At 69.7% G+C, this 24584-nt stretch carries 21 protein-coding genes; 13 read left to right on the top strand and 8 right to left on the bottom strand.

What is annotated here, in order from left to right; genetic code table 11:
- Positions 1-7: 7 nt before the first annotated feature.
- The gene (locus tag HY049_07330; GenBank protein ID MBI3448710.1) at positions 8-874 is read right to left on the bottom strand and encodes a YchF family ATPase; all 867 of its coding nucleotides are present in this window, start codon (positions 872-874) and stop codon (positions 8-10) included.
- Between the two features lie 107 nt (positions 875-981).
- Positions 982-2448, bottom strand: coding sequence for a hypothetical protein (locus tag HY049_07325; protein MBI3448709.1), 1467 nt, complete (start codon positions 2446-2448; stop codon positions 982-984).
- A 172-nt stretch (positions 2449-2620) separates the two neighbouring features.
- Here HY049_07325 and HY049_07320 point away from each other — a divergent pair, with 172 nt between their 5' ends.
- The 3 genes from HY049_07320 (at position 2621) to HY049_07310 (ending at position 4959) form a co-directional block, all read left to right on the top strand.
- A complete protein-coding gene (locus HY049_07320) occupies positions 2621-3397 on the top strand; it encodes a hypothetical protein (protein ID MBI3448708.1) in 777 nt (258 codons plus the stop codon).
- A 61-nt stretch (positions 3398-3458) separates the two neighbouring features.
- Positions 3459-4166, top strand: coding sequence for a urate hydroxylase PuuD (locus HY049_07315; protein MBI3448707.1), 708 nt, complete (start codon positions 3459-3461; stop codon positions 4164-4166).
- A 31-nt stretch (positions 4167-4197) separates the two neighbouring features.
- Complete coding sequence (locus HY049_07310; GenBank protein MBI3448706.1) at positions 4198-4959, top strand: hypothetical protein; 762 nt, start codon at positions 4198-4200, stop codon at positions 4957-4959.
- A gap of 6 nt (positions 4960-4965) precedes the next feature.
- Here the strand turns inward: HY049_07310 and HY049_07305 are convergent, their stop codons facing one another.
- Both HY049_07305 and HY049_07300 read right to left on the bottom strand, forming a co-directional pair.
- Positions 4966-5406, bottom strand: coding sequence for a DUF3788 family protein (locus HY049_07305; GenBank protein ID MBI3448705.1), 441 nt, complete (start codon positions 5404-5406; stop codon positions 4966-4968).
- A gap of 118 nt (positions 5407-5524) precedes the next feature.
- Entirely contained in the window at positions 5525-7159 is a 1635-nt protein-coding gene (locus tag HY049_07300) for a HEAT repeat domain-containing protein (GenBank protein MBI3448704.1), read from the bottom strand.
- Between the two features lie 239 nt (positions 7160-7398).
- Between HY049_07300 and uvrA the strand changes: the two genes are divergently transcribed.
- Positions 7399-12738: an excinuclease ABC subunit UvrA gene (gene uvrA / locus HY049_07295; protein ID MBI3448703.1), complete on the top strand. Its 5340-nt coding sequence runs from the start codon at positions 7399-7401 to the stop codon at positions 12736-12738.
- 4 nt (positions 12739-12742) lie between these two features.
- Here uvrA and HY049_07290 read toward each other — a convergent pair whose 3' ends face one another.
- Both HY049_07290 and HY049_07285 read right to left on the bottom strand, forming a co-directional pair.
- Positions 12743-13321 carry a hypothetical protein gene (locus HY049_07290; protein ID MBI3448702.1) on the bottom strand — a complete coding sequence of 193 codons (579 nt, stop codon included), beginning with the start codon at positions 13319-13321 and terminating at the stop codon, positions 12743-12745.
- A gap of 96 nt (positions 13322-13417) precedes the next feature.
- On the bottom strand, positions 13418-13813 hold the full coding sequence (locus tag HY049_07285) for a hypothetical protein (GenBank protein MBI3448701.1): 396 nt from the start codon (positions 13811-13813) through the stop codon (positions 13418-13420).
- An 85-nt stretch (positions 13814-13898) separates the two neighbouring features.
- On the opposite strand from HY049_07285, the gene HY049_07280 reads away from it, so the two are divergent.
- The 5 genes from HY049_07280 to HY049_07260 all read left to right on the top strand — a co-directional run bounded on the left by HY049_07280 (position 13899) and on the right by HY049_07260 (position 16780).
- Positions 13899-14510 (top strand): GNAT family N-acetyltransferase, encoded by a 612-nt coding sequence (locus tag HY049_07280; protein MBI3448700.1) that lies wholly within the window; start codon positions 13899-13901, stop codon positions 14508-14510.
- A 41-nt stretch (positions 14511-14551) separates the two neighbouring features.
- Positions 14552-14857, top strand: a complete 306-nt coding sequence (locus HY049_07275; protein ID MBI3448699.1) for a carboxymuconolactone decarboxylase family protein — start codon at positions 14552-14554, stop codon at positions 14855-14857.
- 3 nt (positions 14858-14860) lie between these two features.
- Positions 14861-15895, top strand: a complete 1035-nt coding sequence (gene amrS, locus HY049_07270) for an AmmeMemoRadiSam system radical SAM enzyme (GenBank protein MBI3448698.1) — start codon at positions 14861-14863, stop codon at positions 15893-15895.
- Between the two features lie 42 nt (positions 15896-15937).
- A complete protein-coding gene (locus tag HY049_07265; GenBank protein MBI3448697.1) occupies positions 15938-16096 on the top strand; it encodes a lysine biosynthesis protein LysW in 159 nt (52 codons plus the stop codon).
- Positions 16097-16177: 81 nt separating this feature from the next.
- Positions 16178-16780, top strand: coding sequence for an FHA domain-containing protein (locus HY049_07260; protein MBI3448696.1), 603 nt, complete (start codon positions 16178-16180; stop codon positions 16778-16780).
- A 35-nt stretch (positions 16781-16815) separates the two neighbouring features.
- Here the strand turns inward: HY049_07260 and HY049_07255 are convergent, their stop codons facing one another.
- A complete protein-coding gene (locus tag HY049_07255) occupies positions 16816-18939 on the bottom strand; it encodes a TonB-dependent receptor (protein MBI3448695.1) in 2124 nt (707 codons plus the stop codon).
- 136 nt (positions 18940-19075) lie between these two features.
- On the opposite strand from HY049_07255, the gene HY049_07250 reads away from it, so the two are divergent.
- Entirely contained in the window at positions 19076-20068 is a 993-nt protein-coding gene (locus tag HY049_07250) for a threo-3-hydroxy-L-aspartate ammonia-lyase (protein ID MBI3448694.1), read from the top strand.
- Here the strand turns inward: HY049_07250 and HY049_07245 are convergent.
- A complete protein-coding gene (locus HY049_07245; GenBank protein ID MBI3448693.1) occupies positions 20046-21077 on the bottom strand; it encodes a c-type cytochrome in 1032 nt (343 codons plus the stop codon). The two genes, HY049_07250 and HY049_07245, sit on opposite strands and share 23 nt — an antisense overlap.
- Positions 21078-21243: 166 nt before the next feature.
- On the opposite strand from HY049_07245, the gene HY049_07240 reads away from it, so the two are divergent.
- From HY049_07240 to HY049_07230, 3 genes are read left to right on the top strand one after another with little or no spacing between them, the layout of a single operon-like run.
- Complete coding sequence (locus HY049_07240; GenBank protein ID MBI3448692.1) at positions 21244-21903, top strand: isoprenylcysteine carboxylmethyltransferase family protein; 660 nt, start codon at positions 21244-21246, stop codon at positions 21901-21903.
- 20 nt (positions 21904-21923) lie between these two features.
- Positions 21924-23348, top strand: a complete 1425-nt coding sequence (locus tag HY049_07235) for a hypothetical protein (GenBank protein MBI3448691.1) — start codon at positions 21924-21926, stop codon at positions 23346-23348.
- Between the two features lie 19 nt (positions 23349-23367).
- Complete coding sequence (locus HY049_07230) at positions 23368-24489, top strand: DUF2029 domain-containing protein (protein MBI3448690.1); 1122 nt, start codon at positions 23368-23370, stop codon at positions 24487-24489.
- The last annotated feature ends 95 nt before the right edge of the window (positions 24490-24584 follow it).

Here is a 24584-nt window from a genome sequence, read left to right as displayed (position 1 = left end):
CCCCCGATCAGTTGGCGAAGCGGAAGTGGACGATGTCCCCGTCCAGGACGACGTACTCCTTCCCCTCCAGCCGGAACCAGCCCCTGTCGCGCGCGACGGGAAACGAGCCGGCCTCCAGGAACCGATCGTACGCGGTTACCTCGGCCCGGATGAACCCCTTCTCGATGTCGGTGTGGATGGCGCCGGCCGCCTTCACGGCGGGGCTGCCTCGCCGGAGCGGCCAGGCGCGGCACTCGTCCTCCCCGACGGTGTAGAACGAGACGAGCCCCAGAAGGTCGAAGGCGCCCCGGAGCACCCGGGCGAGCGCCGACTCCGCGATCCCCAGGTCGGCGCGGAAGGCGGCGGCGTCCTTCTCGGGGAGCTGCGACATCTCCATCTCGATCCGGAGCGACACCGCGAGCGCCGCCACCTGCGGCTTCCCCTCGAGCCCGGTGAGGCCCCGTGCCATCTTCGCGAGGTTCTGCTTCAGGCGATCCACGCGCTTCGTGACCGTGTCGAGATCGGCGAAGATCAGCTCCATGTCCATGTTCTCGACATCGCGCGCGGCGTCGATCGATCCCTCGGAGTGCGCCAGGGCCGCGTCCTCGAATCCGCGGACGACGTGCGCGAGCGCGTCCACCGGCTTGAGGACGGCGAGGTTGAGAGACGAGGCGGCCTCACCCCGGTGGAGGCCGACGATGTCCACGCACTCGAAGGTCGCGGCGGTCGTCTTCCTGGGATGGAACATGCCGGAGAGGCGATCGAGCCGCGGGTCGGGGACGCGCGCGACCCCGACGTTCGGATCGGCGCGCCGCGCGGCGGCGACCGTTCCGGTCAGGAGATTGAAGAGCGAGGTCTTGCCCACCTGCGGGAAGCCGAAGATTCCGAGTTTCAACGAGGATCTCCCTGGGATGTGGAAGCGGGGCCGATGTCCTCGTGATTAGCGCGGGGGCGGCGCGGCGTGTCAAGCCCGCGTCGCCGGACGCCGTTGCCTCGTCCAGCTCAGCGCTTGCGGCGCTCCGGCTTGGGATCGCCGAGGGACGCGGCGAGCGGCCCGTGCTCCGTCCGGTTGCCGCTGAGATCCACGTCGACGAGCTTGTAGTAGTAGAGCCTCTTCCGGCTCACGGCGCGGTCCTCGAACGAGTAGCTCGCTCCGGAGACGTCGCTCCCGCGAGCCGGAATCATGAACGGCGTCGCCTGCGCGAAGGGGCCGTTCGGCGAGCTCGATCGCATCACGAGGAAGCCCGCGTTGTCGGGCTCGCTCCCGGTGGCCCAGGTGAGGGACACGCCCCTCCGGCCCGGGCGCGCATCGAACGACGCCAGCGTGACGGAGAGCGGGCCGCAGTCTCCGTCCGCGGCGTCGATCTTCCCGTCCCCGTCGTTGTCGATGCCGTCGTTGCAGATCTCGACGATGCCCGGCGGGAACGAGGGGGACTGCCCCGGAAGGAACGCGAAGAGATAGGCCGAGACGGAGGCTCCCTGCCCGGGCGCCAGCGTGATCGCGTTTCCGGCCGACTCCCCCCAGAAGTAGTTCGCGCCGCTGTCGTCATAGGAGGTGACGCACGTCGCCGCGTCGACCGGAGCGGGGCTGTAGAAGAAGGCGTCCTGCGCCGCGAAGAAGGCGGACTTGCCGGGAAGTCCGGAGACGAGAGGCCACGCGACGAACTGGAGAAGGGTCGGCGCCGTGGGCAGGAACCGCGACGGGCCTCGCACCGAGCCGCCGACGGTGAAGAACGGGAACGGAGTGTTGAACGCCCCGAACTGGCAGATGGGGTCGTTGGGGTCGTTGTTGTCCTGCACCTCGAAGGTGAGCGCCGGTGGCACGGGCAGGTTCTGCTCGAGGACCTGGACGGGTCCGTTCGGGCCCTTCAACTGGAAAGCCGGACCGTCCTCGCCCCCGCCGATCTCGAAATCCAGGAAGTAGCGGACGCCGATCTGCGTGGTGTGGTTCCCGACGTTGAAGACCTGGGTGGTCAGCTCGACCGCCGAATCGTTGAAGTTGGTTCCCACAGCGCGCACCGTCTGGAAGACGTCGAGGCTGTCGTCGGGGCCGTTGCCGCTTCCCTGGTTGACGATCATGTAGTGCGTCTGGAAGCCGGTCGTCCCCACCGGAGTCGCCGCCTGCCCGGGGACCACGAAGTCCTCGAGGATGAAGGGCGTCGGCGAGGAGCCGACGATCGACTGCCCCTTGCGCTGCGTGTAGGTGGTGTCCGAAGTGAACGAGTGGATGGTCGACCAGGAGCTCGAGGGGGCGTTCCCGCCGAACAGGACATTCTGCGGGCCGTAGGCGAGGGTCACGGGGTGGAGGACATCGGTGGTCGCCGTGTACACCCCGACGCCGACGCCGGAGTTCGCGTCGACGACGTTGACGACGTAGGTCCCGTTTCCGGCCGTCGCGCCGTAAGGCAGGGTCGAAAACCCCACCAGAAGGGCGACGGTGATCAAGAGTCGGCGGTCGTTCGGCTTCATCGCGCGCGGACCCAACCTCTCGCGGGGAATCCTGAGCCGGCTCGCCGGGGCCAACCGGAGCCGCGAACCCCCGCATCCCAAGGGACAGATCTCAAGCGGGCAGGGAAAGAGTTGAGTTTGTATACCGTGGAGTGACGCGGGCGTCAAGGGGAAAAGGTAGTAAGATGCTGGCGTGTCGAGGCTAACGGGGACTCTGCGGGCGGCGATTCTGCTGATCCTCGTGTCCCTCCCGGCGCTGGCTGCTCCGGGAGGCAAGCCTCCGCTCGACTTCAAGGTTCTCAAGGCGGGGGAGACGCTGACCGGGGTCTGGCGCCTCGCCAGCCCCGTGGACGGAGCCCCGCTGGACGTCGAGGTGAAGCCCTCGGGCCAGCCCGGAGGCCTGTCCGGGACGCTCATGGGCTCCGGCAAGGCCGTCTTCGCGCTCACCGCCAAGTCGGAGGGAATCGGCTACAGCGGTGAGATGCTCGGCCTTCTGAGCGGATGCGGCATGGACAGGGTCCCGATCAGCGATTTCCTCCTGGTGGGGGACCGGATCCTCGTCCAGCTCGACGCGCGCCCCGCCCCCATCCCGTGCCCGTTCCTGGAGAGCGTCGAGACGGCCCGGTACTACGTGGCCGCGGCCGTGAATCCGATCCGGCTGAGGGGTGTCGGCGAGATCACTTCGGAGCGAACGCGCGAGCAAATCGGGCTCGCGGGGCAGAGGGACGGCGAATCCACCCCCATCCTCAGCGGGGCCGTGATGGTCGAGGGAGGGACGGAGCTGAAGTACCGCGGCCGGGTGCGGAGCCTCGACGGCGCGACGTGGATCGAGGTCGAGGGAATCGTGGCGAAGGCGGTCGGCTTCGAGCCGCCTCGAGGCTACGTGCCGTCTCAGAGCCTTCGCGTCGCGGCCACGATCACGCTCTCCCGGCCCGCGGCGCCGGCGGCCCCCGCCTCGTCGCCTCAATGACGATTGTTGACAAGCCGAGCCGCCGTTCGTAGCGTGCGGCTTTCAGCGGAGGAACGACACGATGGATCCGGAGAATGTTGCCAATTTCGTTCAATTCCTGCTCAGGTGGCTCCATTTCCTCTTCGGGATCACCTGGATCGGCCTTCTCTACTACTTCAACCTCGTGAACGTGAACTTCATGAAGGCGCTCGACGGCCCGACGAAGAACAAGGTCGTCCCCGAGCTGATGCCCCGCGTCCTCTACTTCTTCCGTTGGGGGGCCGTGGGGACCTGGCTCACCGGATTCATCTACTTCGCGTGGATCATCGGTGCGGAGAAGGGGCGCCACGGGGCCCTCGGGATGTGGCTGGTCATCTGGCTCGTGACGTGGGGAATCATCCGAGGACTCCTGAATCCCGTCTCCGGAGCGCTGAACAACGGCATGGTGATTGGCGTCATCGTGGCGGTGCTGGTCGCGGTGATGGGCTTCGCGCTCGTGAAGGTGGCCGGCGCGGGCTTCCCGACGAACCGGACGATGTCGATTGGTCTGGGCGGAGGGCTCGGCACGCTGATGCTCCTGAACGTCTGGGGGATCATCTGGCCGCACCAGAAGAGGATCATCGCGTGGACGACGGAGGCCCGCGACAAGGGGACGGCGATGCCCCCCGAGGCCGCCAAGCTCGCCCGCCGCGCCTTCCTCGCGTCGCGGATGAACACGTGGCTCAGCCTGCCGATGCTCTGGTTCATGGGGATGGCGAGCCACCTGCAGTTGTTCAACTCGGCGCAGTAGTCGGGGTCCGAATCCGGAGAGGAGCGCTGCGATGACGACGACCACGGCCCTTCGCGCGGCGCTCCTCCTCGTGCTCTTCGGGACGACGATTCACGGCTGCTCTGTGCCGGGCCCGCCCCCGCCCCCTCCCGGCGCCATCCCCTCGGGACAATCGATCGGATCGGCGGAGATCTCCGGGCGCGCGCACTTCCAGGGCGCCATCCCGCCGCGTGAGGAGATCGACATGGCCTCCGACGCGGTCTGCCATGCGAAGGGCGGGGGGGCAATCCGCGAGGACGTCGTCGTCGGTGCCGATGGGGCGCTCAAGAACGTCTTCGTGCACGTCGTCTCCGGCCTCGGCTCGCGCGTCTTCGCGCCCCCGGCCTCGTCCGTCGTGCTCGATCAGCGAGGCTGCTCCTACCATCCGCACGTCCTCGGCATCCAGGTGAACCAGATGCTCGAAATCGTCAACAGCGATCCGACGCTCCACAACATCCACTCGGTCCCGGCGACGAACAAGCCCTTCAACGTCGGGATGCCCGCCGAGGGGATGCGCATCCGGCGTTTCTTCGCGGAGCCCGAGTCGATGGTGAAGTTGAAGTGCGATCTCCACAACTGGATGATCGCGTGGGTGGGCGTGACGCCCCACCCGTTCTTCGCCGTGTCGGGGGACGACGGCTCGTTCACGATCCGCGGCCTGCCGGCTGGCGCGTACGAGATCGAAGCATGGCACGAGGTCTTCGGCGTGCGGAGCGTGAAGGTCACGCTGGGCGACGGGGAGAAGAGGAGCCTTCCGGTCGAGTTCGGGAGCTGACGCCCTTCAGCTCCCGGTGATCTTGAAGCGCATCATCCGCACGAGATCGCGGGTGCGCCTCTCGGACCCGAGCGGCATCGTCAGCCACTTGGTGTGAGAGTAGCGGCGGAGCGAGACGAGATCGCGTTTCGTCGTCGGCGACAGGTGATTCGGCCCCATCGCCCATTCCTCGAGCGTCCGCGTCACCGTGATCGTCGCCTCGAACTTCTCCGGAAGCATGTGCACCGTGCAGAGCGTGGCGTCGCCGCGACGGTAACGGAGCGCCCATCCCCAGGAGGAGCCGTAGAAGTTCATCTCGCCATGCACGCCGGGGATCCGCTTGAGCGAGCGGGAGAGCTTCCGGTAGTTCGCACGCTGCGAGGCGCGCAGCAGGGCGATCATGTCGAGGATCTTCGGCTTGGGGACTCGATGCGCGTAGGGGTTGGCGCGGCTCCTAGCCTTCGCCATCGTCCGAGGCTCCCTCTGCTTGAATTCAGGATGTGAACGGGAAGTGGAATACTACCGCAAAACGCCGCCGCCCGATCATGGAATCTTCAAACAGAAGAGGAGGGGGCGCCCGGACGCGTCAGCTGCCCAGTCCTTCGAGTCGCAGCTTGTTCCGCGCGTTGCGCCCGAGCTTCGACTTGCCTTCCTTCTGGGAGACCATTTTCAGCAGCTCGGCGCCGAGCGACTTCTCGTCTCCCGCCCCCTCGGCCAGATGGAACCCCAGCCAGTAGAGATCCTCGGAATCGAGGTGAATTCTTTCCTTGCGGAGGCGCTGCAGGAGCGGGAAGGTGGCGTCGCGCGCGAGCTGACGGAAGAGGTCGAGCGGGGAGTCGGGCGTTCGCGGGGAGACACCCTCCCGGTGGGCCGATGCCTTCAGGCTCGTGAGCGCGAGCTCGAACCTCGCCTCCGGGTCGAACTGCTCGGTCCGCAGCAACGGCTTCAGCACGGCCTCGGCCTCGTCGTACTTCCGCTGCCGCTTCAGCCGATCCGCTTCCAAAAGGAGAGCGTTGTGGAACAGCTTCGGGTCGGCGTGCCGGACGATGTGCAGGAACGGCTCCCACACGCGCTCGTCCTTGAGGATGAGATCAATCCCCTTGCGCGTCAGCTCCTTGATGCCGCCCCTGGGAATTTTGGTCGCGTGGTTCTTCAGGATGTGCGCGAGCGCCCATGCCTTGTGGACGTCGCTCTGCCTCGAGAGCTCGTCGAGCAGGAGCCCCGCCGCCTCGGGGAGGCGGGAGAGCGAGTCTGCGGAGGCGTCCCTCAGCGAAGAGTCGGGGTCCGAGAGGAGCGCGATGAGGCGGCGGGAGGCCTTCACGCCCCCCACGCTCCCGAGCTTCCGCGCCGCGAAGCGCCGGACCGCCGGGTCGCGCGCCTCGAGGAGTCCCATGAGCGACTCGCCGGCGACCGCCGGGAACTCCATGCGGTAGAGCACCTCGAGCGCCGCGGCGGTCAGCGCCTGGGAGGCGCGATCCGTCAGCAGGCTGAAGATGCCGGCCAGGATTTTCGTGGAGAGGGTCGTGCCGCGGAGCGCGGCGCCCAGCGCCAGGAGCGCCTCCCGACGGACCGCCTCGGGGTATCCCGAGCCGGCCAGCCTCAGGATGAGAGGAGCGCTGCTGGCGTCACCGAATGTCCCCAGGAGGGTGAGGCTCGCGGAAAGGGTCGCGGGCTGAACCTTTTTCGGGGAGCCCTTCAGGATCTTCTCGACGCGGGCGCGGATCGCCGCGCGCTCCGGCTTCGGGATCGCCGCGGCCACCGCCGAGAGCGCCTGGGCCGATTCGCGCGAGGCCTCGGGGTGGGCCTGCTGCACGACGGTGAGGAGCGCCTCCATCGCCTCGCGGCCGCGGATGCGTGAGAGGACGGTGATCAGGGCGCGGCGCACCGGCGGCGGCGCGTCGACGAGCCGTTTCGCGACCGCGGGAACCGCCTTCGGCCCGAACGACGCAAGGGCCTCCAGCGTTCTTGCGCGGACGTCCCCGTCCTCGATTTCGAGCAGGGGCATCAGGAAGTGCAGCCCGGCGGGAAGCGCGATCTTGCCCAGCGCTTCGATGCAGACCAGCCGCACCGGACGCGAGCTTCCCTGGAGGGCCTGACCCAGGAGACGGACCGCCTCACCGTCCTTCGGCCGGAGCTCGCCGAGGACGATGGCCGCGGCCATCTGCTGCTCGGGCTTCCCGGCCTTGAGGAGGCCGACGATTTTCTTGATCTGCGCGTTCATCGGCAAAGAGTCCTTCCGGCGGGCCCGGCCCACCGGATCCGGAGAGCGATCATTTCGATTCTGCGGTGAAGAGCGGATTCAGGCCGGTGCACGAGACCGCACCCGGGGCGTCGAAAGCGGGCGGGAGGATAGCAGACAAGCGTTCGCGGGTGAAGAAGAGAATTCCGCGGCGGTTCGAACTCGCCCGAGCATCCGGAGGGAGGATGGTATAGTCCGCGATTCCCGCCGGGAGGCTTCCTCTGGATACCCCAACAATTCGTGTGATCGGCGCCCGACAGCACAACCTGAAGGGGTTTGATCTCGAGATCCCGAGGAACTCTCTCGTGGTCATCACCGGCGTGAGCGGCTCCGGGAAGTCCTCGCTCGCCTTCGACACCCTCTACGCCGAAGGGCAGCGGCGCTACGTCGAGTCCTTCTCCACGTACGCGCGCCAGTTCCTCGAGAGGATGGACCGCCCCCTCGTGACCCGGGTCGAGGGGATCCCGCCGGCGATCGCGATCGACCAGACCGACCCGATTCGGACCTCCCGGTCGACGGTCGGCACGATGACCGAGATCAACGACTACATGAAGCTCCTCTTCTCGCGGGTCGCCCGCCTCCATTGCCGGAGGTGCGGGCTGCGGGTGAGCCGGGAGTCTCCGGCGGCCGCGCGGGACCGGCTCCTCGCCGTCGCCCGGGGGAGGAGCGCCCTGGTGGCCTTCGAGCATCACTTCCCGCCGCGCCACACCGTCGCGAAACTCCGCGATGAGCTCCTGCGCCAGGGGTACCACCGGGTTCTCACCGCCGCGGGACCCGTGCGCACGGAGGATCTCGCGTCCGCGCCGCGCGGCGGGGTCGTCACGGTCCTCCTCGACCGGCTGACGATCGAGACGGGCGGCGCGTCACGGCTCGCCGAGTCCATCGAGCAGGCCTATCGGGCGGGGGCCGGGCGCTGCCGCGTCATCCTGGAGGACGGAAGCGACATCCCCTTCAGCGCGACACTCCATTGCGCCGCCTGCGATCTCTCGTACCGCGATCCGTCGCCGGCCCTCTTCTCGTTCAACTCACCGATCGGCGCGTGCGCGAAGTGCAAGGGGTTCGGCCGCACGATCGAGATCGATCTCGCGAAGGTCATCCCCGATCCGGGCTTGAGCCTGGCCGCGGGGGCGATCAAGCCGTGGCAGACGGAATCCTTCAGCGACGGGAAGAAGGATCTCCTCGCCTTCTGCCGCCGCAGGGGGATCCCGACGCACGTCCCGTTCCGCCTCCTCGAGGAGGCGCGGCGGCGGGAGGTCCTCGACGGAGACGAGAGATTCTACGGGGTCCGGGGCTTCTTCCGCTGGCTCGAGGGGCGGACGTACCGCATGCACATCCGGGTCCTGCTGTCGCGCTACCGGGCCTACACCGTCTGCCCGGAATGCCGGGGGACGCGGCTCAAGGGCGACGCCCTCCTCCACCGCCTCGCCTCGCGCCACACGATCTCCGAGATCTACGCGATGCCGATCGCGGAGGCGTCGCGCTTCTTCCGCGAGCTGCGCCTCGAGCCCTTCGAGGAGGGGGCCGCGGGGCTTCTCCTCGAGGAGATCCGCGCGCGCCTCGGGTATCTCGTGGAGGTGGGGCTCGAGTACCTCACGCTCGACCGGCAGTCGCGCACCCTCTCCGGCGGCGAGGTGCAGCGCGTCAACCTCACCACGGCGCTCGGGTCGACGCTCGTCAACACCCTGTACGTCCTCGACGAGCCGAGCATCGGCCTGCACCCGAGGGACAACCGGCGGCTGATCCGAATCCTCGAGGGGATCCGCGATCTCGGAAACAGCGTCCTGGTCGTCGAGCACGAGCCCGACGTCATGCGGAGCGCGGACCAGATCCTCGATCTGGGCCCGGGCGCGGGCGAGCGCGGCGGGCGGGTCGTCTTCCAGGGGAGCTACGAGGCGATGCTCACGTCGCGCGAGTCGCTGACCGGCAGGTACCTGTCCGGTCGCGCGACGACGTCGGCCCGCGTCACCCGCCGCCGGGCCGACCCCGCGCGCCGGATCGAGATCCTCGGCGCCCGATGCCACAACCTCGCGGGGATCGACGTGTCGATCCCTCTCGGCCTCTTCACGTGCGTCACGGGGGTCAGCGGATCGGGGAAGAGCTCGCTCGTGCAGGACATCCTCCACGAGGCGCTGGCTGCGGCCGGCCCGCTCACGCGGCGGGCGCGGATGTCGCGCGGCGACGGGGCGTCGTCGTGGACGCTGCGGGCCGGGGAGCTCGATCCCTCGTGGGCCTCGCGTCCGGCGGCGCGCGGGACGAAGGGTGAGGCCGGCGCCGCAGGCACACCGGAAGGGGGCGTCGCCGGGGAGCCCGAGGACGGCTTCCAGAAGATCGAGATGCAGTTCCTGTCGGACGTCTTCGTCACGTGCCCGGAGTGCGCCGGCCGCCGCTACCGCGCCGAGATCCTGGGCGTCACGATGGACGGACGATCGATAGCGGACGTGCTCGGCATGACGCTCGAGGAGGCCCCCGCCTTCTTCCCCGCCTCGGGCGAAGTCGGGCGCGCTCTCGCGCCGGCGATCGAGGTGGGCCTCGGCTACCTGCGGCTCGGCCAGCCGGTGAACACCCTCTCGGGAGGCGAGAGCCAGCGGCTGAAGCTCGCGCGGCACCTCGCGCGCGGCGCCTCGGGAGGAACCCTCTTCCTCTTCGACGAGCCGACCACCGGCCTTCATTTCGACGACGTCCGCAAGCTGCTGACCGCGCTCGACCGCCTCGTCCAGCTCGGGAACACGGTCGTCGTCATCGAGCACAACCTCGAGGTCATCCGCGCCGCGGACCATGTGATCGATCTCGGGCCGGAGGGGGGCGCCGCGGGCGGTCGCGTGGTCGCGATCGGCACCCCGGAGGAGATCGCGGCCTGCCCCGAGTCGATCACCGGAAGGTTCCTCGGCGGCGAGGATCGCGCCGGGGCGAGCTTTCCGCGGCGTCCTGCGCCCGCGACGCCGGCCGCGGAGGGCGACGGGGCCGCCCCGGGCATCCGTGTGCGCGGCGCGAGGGAGCACAACCTCCGCGCCCTCGACGTGACGATCCCGCGGGATCGGCTGACGGTCGTGACGGGAGTCTCCGGATCGGGGAAGTCGACGCTGGCCTTCGACATCGTCTTCGCCGAGGGGCAGCGGCGCTACGTCGACTCGCTGTCGGCCTACGCGCGGCAGTACATCAAGCAGATGTCGCGTCCGGACGTCGACCTCGTGGCCGGCGTCCCGCCCACGATCGCCATCGAGCAGCGCGTGTCGCGCGGCGGGCACAAATCCACGGTGGCGACGGTGACCGAGAACCACCACTTCCTGCGCCTCCTGTACTCGCGACTCGGCGCCGCGCACTGTCCCGACTGCGGCGTGGCGATCGCGTCCCAGACCTCCGCGGCGATCGCGGACGAGATCCTGGAGAGGTTCGCGGGAGAGCGCGTCCGGCTCCTCGCGCCCGTCGTCTCCGGGCGCAAGGGAACCCACACGAAGATCCTCGCCGGGCTCGCCGCCCGGGGCGTCCGCTCGGTGCGGGTGGACGGGCGGTTCGTCGACCTCTCGCGCCTCGGGCCTCTCGATCGGTTCAAGGTCCACGACATCGAGAGCGTCGTCGCAGTGGTCGAAGTGTCCGGGAAACAGCGGGGGGCCGTCGCCGCCGCGATCGGCGCCGCCCTCGCCGCCGGCCACGGCGCCTTCCGGATCGTGGCGGCCTCCGCGGAGACGCGCCTCTACGCCACCGCGCGCGTCTGCCCGCGATGCCGGCTGTCCCTTCCCGATCTCGAGCCCGGCGCCTTCTCCTTCAATTCCCGCCGCGGCTGGTGCCCGACCTGCACGGGAGTGGGGACCGTCGAGGCCGGCAGGAAGCGCCGTCGCCGGACGAAGGCCGCCCCGGAGCCGAGCCTCTCCGTGGCCGAGGAGCTCGGGGCGGAGGTCTCGGGCGCCGAGGGATCGCCCGGCGAGGAGAGCGCGGACCGGGAGACGTGCCCGGAATGCCTCGGCGGGAGGCTTCGTCGCGAGTCGGCGGCGGTGACCGTCGGCGGCCTGACGCTTCCGGCGCTGTGCGCGATGCCGGCGGCGCTCGCGCTTCGAACGGTCGCCGGCTTGAGGTTCGAGGCACAGGAGGCGCCGATCGCCTCGGGAATCATGAGCGAGATCCTCCCCAGGCTCGAGTTCCTCGGCGAGGTCGGGCTCGACTACATCCAGCTCGCTCGCGACGTCACGACCCTCTCGGGCGGCGAGGCGCAGCGGATCCGGCTCGCCGCACAGCTCGGCTCCAACCTTCGCGGCGTGGCGTACGTCCTCGACGAGCCGACGATCGGCCTCCATCCCCGCGACAACGCGCGGCTCCTCGGAACGCTGCGCGGGCTGCAGCGCCGCGGGAACACGGTGGTGGTCGTGGAGCACGACGAGGAGACGATCCGCGCCGCCGATCACGTGATCGATCTCGGGCCGGGGGCGGGGCGCGACGGAGGGCGCGTCGTTGCCGAGGGCGCCGTTCGGGACATCGTCGCCGCTCTCGACTCCATCACCGGCAGGCATCTCGCGCGCGGCTCGACCGCGTCCCGCCGTCCCCGCCGATCCGGCGACGGCAGGATCGAGATCCTCGGGGCGCACGAGCACAACCTCAGGGGCCTCGACGTGACGATCCGGCTCGGCGCGATGACCGCCGTCACCGGAGTGTCGGGATCGGGAAAGAGCACGCTCGTCCGCGACGTCGTCTACCGGGGGCTGCGTCGCCTCGTCCACGGCGACACCGCGCGTTCGGGAGCGCACCGCGCGATCCGGGGCGCGGTGCGGATCGATCGCGTCGTCGAGGTCGACCAGTCGCCCATCGGCAGGACGCCGCGGTCGATCCCCGCGTCGTACGTCGGCGTCTACGACGAGATCCGGAAGCTCTTCGCGATGGTTCCCGAGGCCCGGGCTCGCGGGTACGGCGCGGGACGCTTCTCGTTCAACGTCCGCGGCGGACGCTGCGAGCGCTGCGCCGGCCAGGGGAGGGTCCGGATCGAGATGTCGTTCCTTCCCGACGTCTGGGTCGTCTGCGACGACTGCGCCGGCCGGCGGTTCGGTCCCGAGACGCTCGAGGTGCGCTACAAGGGGCGCTCGATCGCCGAGATCCTCGAGATGACCGTCGCCGAGGCCGTGGGATTCTTCGAGCCCGTGCCGGCCATCCACCGGTTCCTGACGCTGATGGCCGATCTCGAGCTGGGTTACGTCGCGCTCGGGCAGGCCTCGAACACCCTCTCAGGCGGCGAGGCGCAGCGCATCAAGCTGTGCGAGGAGCTCGGCAAGCCGTCGCGCGGGAAATCCTTTTACGTTCTCGACGAGCCGACGACGGGCCTCCACATGTCGGACGTCGAGCACCTGATGGCCGCCCTTCACCGACTCGTTGATCAGGGGCACACCGTGCTCCTGATCGAGCACAACCTCGCGGTCATCGAGGAGTGCGACCAGGTGATCGATCTCGGCCCCGAAGGGGGAGAGGCGGGCGGCGCGATCGTGGCGGTCGGGACTCCCGAGGAGGTGGCCGCGGCGGAGGGGTCGCACACCGGGGCGTTTCTCAGGGCGAGAAGGGCCGGAGTCTCCGCGCCGGCGTGAGGAGCTACTCCTTCGGCGTGGTCGCCTGCGAGTCGCCGGCGGCCGGCACGCTCTCCGTGCTCGTCTGGGCTGCCTGCGCGGCCGGTGGAGCCGGCGTCGCCTGAGGTGGCTTCACGGCCGGCGGCGGCTTGACGGAGGGAGGTGGCCTGACGGCCGGCGCCGGCTTGACCGCGGGCGGAGGTTTCACGGCGGGAGCCGGCTTCGGTCCGGCCGCGGCCGCGGGGGGTGGTGCCGCAGGCTTCGGCGCCGCCGCGGGTGCGGGCTTGTCCCCGGCGGCGGCCGGCCGTGGCGGAGCTGGCTTCGCCGGTGCCGCGGGCGAGGGCTTCGGGGGCGCGCCCTCGACGGGGGCGGGGCGGGCCGGCGCCGGCTTCGCGGGCACCTTGAGATCGGGAGGAGGCGGAGCCGGCTTGAACGCGTCCTCGGGGATGGCCGCCTCTCCCGTCATCGCGCTCGCGGCGGACTTCGATTGGGAGCCGGCCATGACGTTTTCGGCCAGGCGGAGCGCCCACGCGCCGGCGAAGACCGCGAGGACGAGCGCGATCGGAAGCCCCAGCGAAGCGCCAACGATGATCAGGATGTTCAACACGGGCCTCTCCGGTGGACGCGGTCGGACGGAAGATCCCGAGAGCGCGCGAGTATACGGGGCGCCCGCCGCGTGAATCAAGACCCGCGCGGCGTCCTATCCGGCGGCGGCCTTCTCGAGGAGGGAGATGACGCGCTCGGACCCCGGGAATCTGCCGGATCGGGTCCGCGCCATCTCGAGGAGCGTCGCGAGATCGGCTCCTCCTCCCGCCACGTACGCGGCGATCTCCCAGGCCGCGCGCCTCTCCGCGAACGTCTCCGCCAGCGCGAAGAGGACGAAGACCGCGATGATCGTCCCGAAGACGAAGGCCATGATGATTCTGATGAAGTGCGGGAAGATCGGATGGAGCTCGACCACTCCCGCAAAGCCCAGCGCGACGGCGGCGAGGAGACCCGCGATTCCGGTGAAGCAGCCGACGCGCGCCACCCGGGCGCGATCGTAGCGGGCGAGGCTCTCCCCGAGCGTCTTGAGGAAATCGGCGGGTGTCGGCATGGGCGCGCTATCCAACACGAATCACGGCCGTCTGTCAACCTGCGATCCCTTGCTCTCGTGTGGGCGTCACCCTATGTTGCGAGGGATGCAACCCGCCGTCTTCATCCGGGGACGCAAGGTCACCCTGGGTCCCGTCGATCCCGCAGACGCCGAGCAGTACTCCGTCTGGGTCAACGATCCGCGCGTTCGCGTCTACCTCAACCGGCCGTACCCCCAGACGGTCGAGGAGGAGCGGCGGCGCGTCGAAGGCTTGATCGGCGCCACCGACGCCATCGGCTTCTCGATCCGGCTTCGCGAGGACGGCCGCCTCATCGGCAGGTCGGCGATCCGCGGCATCCACTCCGTGAACCGCAGCGGAGTCTTCACGATATTCCTGGGAGATCCGGCCACCTGGTCCGGAGGCCTCGGGACGGAGGCGACCGCGTTGACGATGGCCTACGCCCTCGACGTCCTGAACCTCAACCGGCTGGAGCTCGAGGTCTTCGCGTTCAACGAGCGCGCCGTGCGAGCGTACGAACGGCTCGGTTTCGTGCGCGAGGGGGTGCGCCGGGAGGCGAAGTTCCACGACGGCGGGTTTCACGACGCCATCGTGATGGCAATCGTCTCAGGCGACTGGCGCGCCGGGCTCCGCGATCGCGTGCGCGCCTACGCGGACACCCCCGCGGAAGGGTGGGCGGAGGCCTCCTCCCCGAAGTAACCTAGGGGGGCCGCGGCGCGCGCCGCGGAGGAGGATTCAAGATGATACGCCCCCCGTTCATCGTCCGGCTGGAGCAATCCGACCCCGAGTTCCTCGAGCAGGTCCGCGGTCTCAGCAATTTCGCGATGACCGACGGCGCGCTCCCGGCGAAGACCAAGATCCTGATGACCGTGCTCGGCGAGGCGCTGCTCCGGCGCGAGGAGGGGGTGAAGATCGCCTCCGAGATCGCCCGGAACATCGGGGCGACCGACGCCGAGATCCGTGAGACGGTTCGGCTCGCGTTCGTCCTCGGCGGCCTGCCCGCCCTCTCGGCGGCGACCCTGGGGTATTCCGGCAAGGGGGAGTGACGCATGCCCGAGGCGCCCGCTCGCTGGTGGCGGGCCGAGGGGGACAAGGCCCTGTGCTGGCTGTGCCCCAGGTACTGCCGGATCGGCGAGGGGCAGTCCGGCTTCTGCTTCATCCGCGCGAACCACGGCGGCCGGCTCGTCTCGCTCGGGTACGGCCGGCCGGCCGCCCTCCAAGTCGACCCCATCGAGAAGAAGCCGCTGAACCACTTCCTGCCGGGAACGAGCGTCCTCTCCCTCGGAACCGCCGGCTGCAACATGGGGTGCAAGTTCTGCCAGAACTGGGACATCTCGAAGTCGAGGCAGGATCAGGTGCGCTCGATCCCGCTCTCCCCCGACGCCGTCGTCGAGAGGGCGGTGGATCTCGGCTGTCCGTCGATCGCGTTCACGTACAACGAGCCGACCATCTTGGCGGAGTACGCGATCGACATCTCGCGCGTCGCCCGGGAGCGGGGGGTGAAGACGGTGATGGTGACGAACGGCTACGTCACGCTCGAGGCGCTTCCCGAGGTCTACGAGTTCATCGACGCGGCCAATGTCGACCTGAAGGCCTTCACGGAGGAGTTCTACCGGAAGGTGACGCTCACGCACATCGGGCCCGTCCTCGACGCGCTCGTCGAGCTGAAGCGGCGCGGCGTCTGGATCGAGATCACGAACCTCGTCATTCCCACGCTCAACGACGCGGTCGCGGAGACGCGGGCGCTCGCCGGCTGGATCCTGAGGCATCTGGGCGACGAGGTGCCGCTGCACTTCACCGCCTTCCACCCCGACTTCAAGCTCGAGGACCTGCCCCGCACGCCGCAGGCGACGATCGAGGCGGCCCGTCTCGAGGCGCTCTCGCTGGGGCTCAAGCACGTCTACGTGGGCAACGTCCACTCCGACGAGGGGAGCACGACGGTGTGTCCCGGGTGCGGCGACGCCGTCATCCGGCGCTCGTGGCACCGCGTCACGGCAATCCGACTCCGCGACGGATCGTGCCGCTGCGGCCGCAGCATCCCGGGCGTCTTTTCCCCGCTTCCGTCATCGCCGGTGATGCGGTAGTCTCTGCGGCCGGACTCGCGATCTTCGGGAGGAGATGCGTCGATGGGGACCTGCTTCGAGTGCGAGACGAACTTCGAGATGGACGAGGGGGTCGAGATCGGCGACATCGTCTCCTGCCCCCGGTGCCACATGCGCTACGAGGTCATGAACAACTTCCCCGTCACGCTCGACTACGCGACCGAAGAGGAGGACGACACCTGAATCGTCCGGTTGCCGAACAGCGTCAAGCGCCCTAGATTCCCCCGGCCCGGCGTCTTCCGGCCCTCGAGAGCAGGAGTCGTGATGATCGGACCCCAGTGCCCCGCCTGCGGCGCGAAAGTGAAGCTCCCGAAGAACGCGCCGCTGCCTCCGCCCCACGCCAAGGTGAGGTGCCCTTCGTGCGGGAGCGTCGGCGAGCTCGAGGCCTTCCTGACCGCCGCCGCGTCCGCCGGCGAGCCATCCGACGAGATCATCGAGGACGCCGAGCCCGCGTCCGAGATCACCGCGAAGAAGGCTCCGCCGCCGCGGCCCGCCGACCTCGCGGGCGGCACGCGCGTCTCCGGATCGGCGTCGGCGCTGAACCTTCCCGCGGGCCTGAGGTGCGCGCTGACCGTCATCTCGGGCCCGGATCGCGGGAAGAAGATGGAGATCCACAAGCCCCGCATCGTCGTCGGGCGGAACAACGGGGACTTCCCACTGTCCGACGAGGAGATCTCGACGGAGCATTGCGCCTTCGAGATCACCGGCGTGACGTGCACCGTGAAGGATCTCGACAGCCGGAACGGCACGTACGTCGACGGCGAGAGGGTCCAGCGCCACCAGCTCTCGACGGTGGGGGAGGTCGTCGTCGGCGGCACGACGATCCTCTTCACCATGACGCTGGAGGACGCGATCCCGGCGGGCTGATCCGGGGCCGCCGCTCGCCGCCCCTTCCCGGCCCTTCAGCTCCGCTTCGCGGGCGAAGGCTTCGCGCCGGCGAGGAAGGTCGCCGAGAGGACGACGCGCGTCGCGGGGAGGCGGTAGTACTGGGCGTCCCCCATCTCGCTCTCAGAGACGGGGGGCCTCTGGTTCGTCAGGTTCCAGCCGTCGAGCCGGAGCTCCCACGACCTGATCCTGTAGCCGATCCCCGCCGCCACCGTCGCGTAGGGTGAGACGAGGGCCGTGTTGCGCTTGTTGAGGTATCGGTTCCCGACGACCCCGACCTGCGCGAAGCCGACCCAGCCCGTCGGGCGCGCGTAGACGAGCCCCGTCGATCCCATCGTGCGCGGCGACATCTCGAGCCGGTTTCCCGAGAGCTGCGTCGGCACCCCGCCGAAATCCTGCACGAAGTCCCTGAAGCGCGCGTTGTGGAAGCTCCATCCCGTGCGCCAGAGAAGATTCGGCGTGACCGACCAGCCGATCGACGTCTCGACTCCCTGGAAGCGCTCCCGGCCGGCGTTGACGAGGACGGGGAGGCCTCCCGAGATCTGGTCCACGACGAGATTCCGGAAGTCCATCCGGAAGACGCTGATCTCGGGCTGGAGCTTTCCCCCGAGGAGCCTCGCCTTCGACCCCACCTCGTAGCTCTGCGCGGTCTCGGGCTCGAGGATCTCGGGCTCGCTGTCGATGCCGAAGTCGATGGCGGCCGGCTTGTAGGTATCGCGGTAGTCGGCGTAGATGTGCACCGCGTCCGCCTTCCGCTGCCACGCGGTGTAGGTCGCGCCCGCGGCGCCGCTGCCGCGCATCACCTCGCTCCGGTCGGCTCCCTTCGTGACGCCGACGCCGAACTGGTCGGCGTTGACGCTGCGGCTCTCGACGGTGCGGTTGAGGCGCGCCCCCAGCTCGAGGCGCCACCGGTCCACCGGCGTCCACTCGACGAAGCCGTACGCGCCCGAGAACTCCCTTCGATCGCGGATCTTCACGTCGGCCGCGGAGGGGAGGCTGGACGGCGAGGGGGCGTTGTCGCCGTCGAGCGGGATGAAGTAGTCGAAATCGCCGCCCCGCCCCGTCCCGAGGCCGTGCAGGTGATCGACGCCGGCCACGATCCTCACCGTGCGCGTGACGTGGAAGTCGCCATGCGCGTCGAAGTAGAGGTCTGCCGTCGAGACCGCCTCCCGGAATCCGTTCGCGTTGGGGCTCACGTTCGACACGTCGGTGAGGAAGCCGCGGAAGATCCCCTGGTCCGAGCGCGTGAATGAGAGCGCCGTCGCGAAAGTCCCCGACGTTCCGGGGAGCGGGTGATCGTAGCCGGCCACGAAGAAGAGGCGGCGCTCGTCGAGGTGTGCGTCGTCGGGGTTGTGGTTCGAGTCGAGGGGGACGAGGCTCGTGATCACGCGACCCACGCGGGGCTGAGGGCTCGCGGGGTCCTGCCCGATCCAGATCGCGTCCGCGTCGAGGCGAAGCCGGCCGCTCCCGAGAGGCGTCCCGCCGCGCCAGAGGATGTGGCCGCGATCCACGCCCGTTCGATCGTCCCTGAAGTTCACGCTCTCGACGTCGGCTGCGAGCGTCGATGCGAGGGTCCCGAGCATCGGAAGGGGCGTCGAGGCGCCCACGCCTCCGCCGCCGAAGCTCCCCGTTTTCGCGGTGGCCGTCGTCTCCCCCTCACCGGCGGCGCGCCGCAGGATCTGGATGACCCCCACGAACGACGTCGCCCCGTACATCACCGGCGCCGCCCCGCGCAGCACCTCGATGCGCTCGACGTCGGCGAGATCGATCGTGGAGAGGGAGGGGTTGAAGGCCCCTCCCCACGGCACGCCGTCCACGACGAGGAGGAAGGCGTCGAACTCGCGAAGCCCCCAGAACTCCGGCACCGACGAGGCCGGGCCGGCGTCGCCGCCGGGGGAAATCTCGACCCCCGCAGCGAAGAGGAGGGCGGTGCGGAGGTCGGTCGCGCCGCGATCCCGGAGCTCCTGCCGCGTGATGACCGTCACCGAGGCGGGGACGATCTCGACCTCCTCCGGAATGCGCGAGGTCGTCACCTCGACGTACTCGGATGCCTTGTTGGGGTCGGGTGCGGTCTGGGCGGCAGCTTGCGCAGGCGCGAGAAGCAGCGCCGCCGCGATGGAGAGAGCTCGACGGGGATTCATCCGGGACTCCTGCGTAAGGGTGCGCATTCTACCGGCATCGCGCGCCGGGATTCCATCGGCGGCGGCGCGGGACGGGAATCGGCGCACCCCGTGGTAGATTCCTCCCGTGGACAACGATCTCCCCTCGCACGAAGCGATGATCGGAAGGCTCCTCGGGGCGCGGGAGCGCCTTCGCGGCGTCGCCCACGTCACCCCCGCGGCCACCTCCCGCACCCTCGACGCCATGACGGGGGCGCGCGTCTTCCTCAAATGCGAGAACCTCCAGCGGATGGGGGCCTTCAAGTTCCGCGGGGCCTTCAACGCCATCTCGCAGCTCGACGAGGGGGTGCGCGCGCGGGGCGTCGTCGCGTACTCCTCGGGGAACCACGCGCAGGCGGTGGCGCTCGTATCGAAGATCCTCGGCACCCGCGCGACGATCGTGATGCCCAGCACCGCCCCGGCCGCGAAGCTCGAGGCGACGCGCGGCTACGGCGCCGAGGTGGTCCACTACGATCTCGCCGGTGAAGACCGCGCCGAGATGGCGGCGCGGATCGCGCGCGAGCGGGGGATGACCGTCATCCCGCCGTTCGATCATCCGGACATCGTCGCCGGTGCGGGGACCGCCGCGTGCGAGCTGATCGAGTCGGCGGGGCCGCTCGACGCTCTCCTCGTGCCGCTCGGAGGGGGAGGGCTCCTCTCGGGCTCGTCGCTCGCGGCGCGCCACCTCGCCCCCTCGTGCCGCGTCATCGGCGTCGAGCCGGAGGCGGGGGACGACGGCGCTCGCTCGTTCCGGAGCGGCCGCCTCGAGCGGGCCGATCATCCCGACACGATCGCCGACGGCGCGCGCACCCCGTCCCTCAGCGACCTCACGCTCGGACTCGTCCGCCGCTACGTCCACGACGTCGTCACCGTGCCGGACGAAGCGCTCGTCGAGACGATGCGTTTCCTCTGGGAGCGGATGAAGCTCGTCGTCGAGCCGACCGGGGCCCTCGGCCTCGCCGCCCTCTACACCGGCCGGCTGCGGCTTCCAGGAAAGCGAGTCGGGGCGATCCTCTCCGGCGGCAATGTCGACCTTGCCTTCGCGCTGGATCTCATGAGGCGCCCCACCTCCCGCGGGTCGAGGGAGCTCAGGGGAGCTTCGGGGGCGTGACGACGGGGGCCTCTCCGTCGAGCGCCTTGAGGTAGGCGAGCAGGTCGAGCTTCTCGTTGTCGGTGAGGTTCAGCGGCTTCATCTTCGGATCGAGGTTGGGGTTCCTGATCCCCCCCTTGTCGTAGAACTCGATCACCCCCTGGAGCGTCGCCTCGCTCCCGTCGTGAAGGTAGGGAGCCGTCTTCGTCAGATCCCGGAGCGTCGGCGTCTTGAAAGCGCCCTTGTCCTTGGGGTCCTTCGTTACCGCGGACCGGCCGAGGTCGGGATTCGCGGCGTTCACGCCGACGCCGAGGTTGTGGAAGAGCGAGTCGGACTGCGTGAACCCGACGTGGCAGTTCGTGCACTGCGCCTTCCCCTTGAAGATCTCGAAGCCGCGCACCGCCGCCGCGGGCATCGCCATCTTGTCGCCCGCCTGAAAGCGATCGAAGGGGGAGTTCCCCGAGACGATCGTCCGCTCGAAAGCCGCGATCGACTTCGCGATCGCCTGGGGCGTCGCGTCGGTGCCGTACACCTTCTGGAACTGCGATCGGTAGCCGGCGATCCCGTTGAGCTTCTTCACGACGTTGTCGAGCTTCTCTCCCATTTCGATGGGGTTCTGGATGGGGCCCAGCGCCTGCTCCTCGAGGCTCTTCGCGCGGCCGTCCCAGAACTGCGCGTACGCGTAACCCGAGTTGATGACGGTGGGGGCCGATCTCCCTCCCTTCTGCCCTTTGATTCCCTTCGAGACCGGAAGGTTGTCGGTCCACCCCTTCGACGGGTCGTGGCACGTCGCGCACGAGACGGAGCTGTCGACCGAGAGGCGCGTGTCGAAGTAGAGCTGCCTGCCCAGATCGATCTTCTCGACGGTCATCGGGTTGTCGTCGGGGACCGGCATCTCGTCGAGTCCCTTCGGGATCGTCATCTTGTACGGCGTCCCTGCAGGGGCGGGCGCCGCGCTCAGCGAGAAGGCGGCGAGCGCGAGGGCGCCGGCGATCGCCGGGGCGAGGAGCCTGGTCGGGAGTCGGGACATGGTCGTTACCTCACGAGGATGTGCGGGCCTGGGCCGTGCGCGACCGCGCGACACCTGGAGTATGTCGCGCCGCCGCCCGGCCGATCAAGGCTGCCGGATCGTCTCCGGCGGTGCTAGGTTGGAGCCTCTTCGAATCGGATCACGGGGACGCGGGAGAGAACGAGGCATGGCGGGGAAGAAGGCGGTCGTCGTCGAGCCGGCCGGAGTCGGGGAGACGGACAAGGGAAGCTTCGGGTTCAAGTACCGCGGATGGGCGGGGATCGTCTTCCTCGCGCCGCTGGTCGTGGTGACGATGCTCGCCCAGCCGATGCTGCCGACGGGCTCGTGGGTCGGCCTCGCGTTCAACTCGGTCGCCTGGATTTTCTTTGCGGCCGGGGCCGCCTTCCGGTTCTGGGCGACGCTCTATCTCGGCGGGAGAAAGCGGCGCGTCGTCGTCGAGGAGGGCCCGTACTCGATCTGCCGCAACCCGCTCTATGTCGGATCCCTCCTCCTCGGCGTGTCGGGCGCCCTCTTCGCGCAGAGCGCCACCCTCGCCGCGGGGATCCTGCTCACGACGCTCGTCTACATGATCGGCACCGTCCCCGCCGAGGAGCGGTACCTCCTGAAGAGGCTCGGTGCCGAGTATCAGGCCTATTTGAACTCGGTGCCGCGCTGGTGGCCGGCGCCGAAGCTCTTCAAGAGCTCCGAGGTGATCGAGGTCAACCTCATCGGCCTCAAGATCGAGGGATCGCGCGCGATGAAGTGGGTGTGGCTTCCGATCCTGGGGTTCGTGATCGCCCAGCTCCGCGTGCAGGCCTGGTGGCCGCACGTCCTTCGCCTCCCCTGAAGAGGAGCGTGGGTGCCGGCATGGAGTGGCGGGAAGAGGACATCCGGAGATTCGGCCGCGATGTCGCCGATCTCATCGCCGCCTATTACACCTCGCTCGAGACGATTCCCATCTCGCCGCGGGACCAGGGGCGGCTCGCGACGCTCTTCGACGCGCCCCTCCCGGAGGAGGGCTCCGACCCCTTCTCGCTCCTCGCGGAGGTGCGCGAGCGCGTGCTCCCGGGCTCGTTCCACCTCGCGTCGCCCCGGTACTTCGGGCTCTTCAATCCCACGCCGACGGTGATCGGCGTCTTCTCGGAGGCGATCGCCGCCACCATCAACCAGAACATGGCGGCGTGGAGCCACGGCCCGGCGGGCTCGCAGATCGAGAGGACGGTGATGCGCTGGCTCTGCGATCTCGCGGGGCTCGGAGAGCGTGCCTTCGGCACGATGACGAACGGCGGCAGCCTCGCGAACTACACGGGGCTCAAGACGGCGCTCAACGAGGCGATCCCCGACGTGCGGCAGGGGGGCGTCCGCGCGGCGCGTGGGGCGCCCGTCTTCTACGTGTCGGCGCAGGCCCACTACTCCCTCGACAAGACCGCCGACATGCTCGGGATCGGGCGCGACGGGCGACGGGTCGTCCCGACGGACGCCGGCTTCCGAATCGTCGTTCCCGAGCTCGCGCGGCTCATCGCCGCCGATCGGGCCGCCGGGAAGATCCCATTCTGCGTCGTCGGGATCGCGGGGACGACGACGAGCGGCGCGATCGATCCCCTCGAAGAGCTCGCCGACGTCTGCGAGCGCGAGAGGCTCTGGTTCCACGTCGACGCGGCCTGGGGCGGGGCGGCCCGCCTGTCGACGCGGCGCCGCGCCCTCCTCGACGGGATCGAGAGGGCCGACTCGGTGACGCTCGATCCGCACAAGTGGTTCTCCGTCCCGTACTCGGCGGGGGCGATCATCGCCCGGGACGGCGCGGCGCTGAGGCGGACGTTCGAGGTGACGCCGCACTACGTTTCGGATCGGATCTTCGCGGAGCACGAGGACCTGAACCTCTTCCAGTTCGGCGTCGCGGGGTCACGACGGCTCGACGCGCTCAAGGTCTGGCTGTCGCTGAGGCAGCACGGGCGGCGGGGCTACGAGGAGGCCCTCGACCGCCAGATCGCCCTCGCCGAGTACCTGGCCGGGCGGGTCTCGGCGTCGCAGGGGATGGAGGCGGTGACGGAGCCCAGCCTCGGCGTCTTCTGCTTCCGCGTCGTCCCGCCCGAGCTCGCGGGAAGGCCCGCGGATCTCGACGCCCTTCAGATGAAGATCCAGACGGAGGTCGAGCGGGCGGGGCGCGCTTGGATCTCGACGTCGGTTCTCGACGGGCGCCGCGTGATCCGGTTCTGCGCCACCTCTTACCTGTCGCGCGAGCGCCATGTCGACCTGCTCCTCGAGGAGATCCGCCGCGCCGCCGCCCTCTAGCGCCGCGGCGCCCGGGGTCATGGCGGTGACGTCCGACGCCCGGCGGTCTCTGCTGTGGGGGGCGGCCGCGGGGACCGTCCTGCTGATCGCCGTGGTGACGCACGTCGTCCTCGTCTACGAGCCGTACACCTTCTTGATTGGCGACTGCCCGTACTACGCCGAGACGGCGATCTCCCTCGCCGTCGATCGCGATCTCGATCTGCGGAACCAGCTCGGCGGCGGCGTTGCGACGCACGAGAGGCAGATCTCCCTCGGCGCGCGCGGCGAGTGGTACCCGAAGCACCCGATCCTGATGCCGGTCCTGACCGTCCCGCTCCTTCCCCTCTTCGGGATGAAGTCGTTCCTCGTCTTCAACGTGGCGGTCCTCGCGCTCCTCACCCTGGTGCTGTACGCCCTCTCGCTCGAGTCGTCGTCGCCGCCGGCGGCCGCGGCCGGGACGCTCGCGACCCTCTTCGGAAGCTTTCTCGTCTTCTACGACTACAACTACTCTCCCGATCTCTTCGCCTGTCTCTTCCTGGCGCTCGCCGTGCTCGCGCTCTTCCGCGATCGCCCCGCCCTCGCCGGAGGCGCCGCCGGGTTCGCCGTCCTCGCCCGCACGTCGAACCTCTTCCTGCTGCCGCTCCTTCTCGCCTTCGCCGGGTGGCGGCGCCGGACGCGCGGCGCGATGGCGTTCGCCCTCGCGTGCGCGGTGCCGCTTCTCGCCCAGGCGGCGCTGAACGCGGCGATGTTCGGCTCACCCCTCACGAGCCCCTACTCGAGGATCATCACGCTCGAGGCCGGGCGCGTCGTCCTCCACTCGCACATGTCGGACTTCACGAACCCGCTCTGGGACGGTATCCGGGGCCAGCTCCTCGATCGCGACAGGGGGCTGGTCTTCACGGCGCCGGTCGTCCTCCTGGCGATTCCGGGTTTCCTCCTCTGGTTCCGCCGCCGCCGCGACCAGGCGCTCCTCGCCTTCGGAATCGCGGAGTTCCTCTTCCTTCTCTTCAGCCGGTACCTGTTCTGGCCGACGAGCCACCTCGGCAACCGCTTTCTCATCCCGCTCGTGGCCCTGTCCGCCCCCGCCGTCGCCTGTCTCGCCGACGCCCTGATCTCGAGGATGAGACCGCGTGGCGACCGCCGCGCAGCGGCGATATGGTGACGGCGCGCTCCCGGGGAGCGCGGGAGCGCCCCTCTTGAACCCATTCGCGAAGCTCGCGTGCGCCGCGGCCATCGTCCTCTCGTCGCTCGCGCCGG

The sequence above is a fragment of the Acidobacteriota bacterium genome, from assembly GCA_016195325.1.
GTDB lineage: Bacteria > Acidobacteriota > Polarisedimenticolia > JACPZX01 > JACPZX01 > JACPZX01.
Note: the sequence above shows the minus strand (reverse complement) of the source record. Positions and strands in the feature narration are given on the sequence as shown.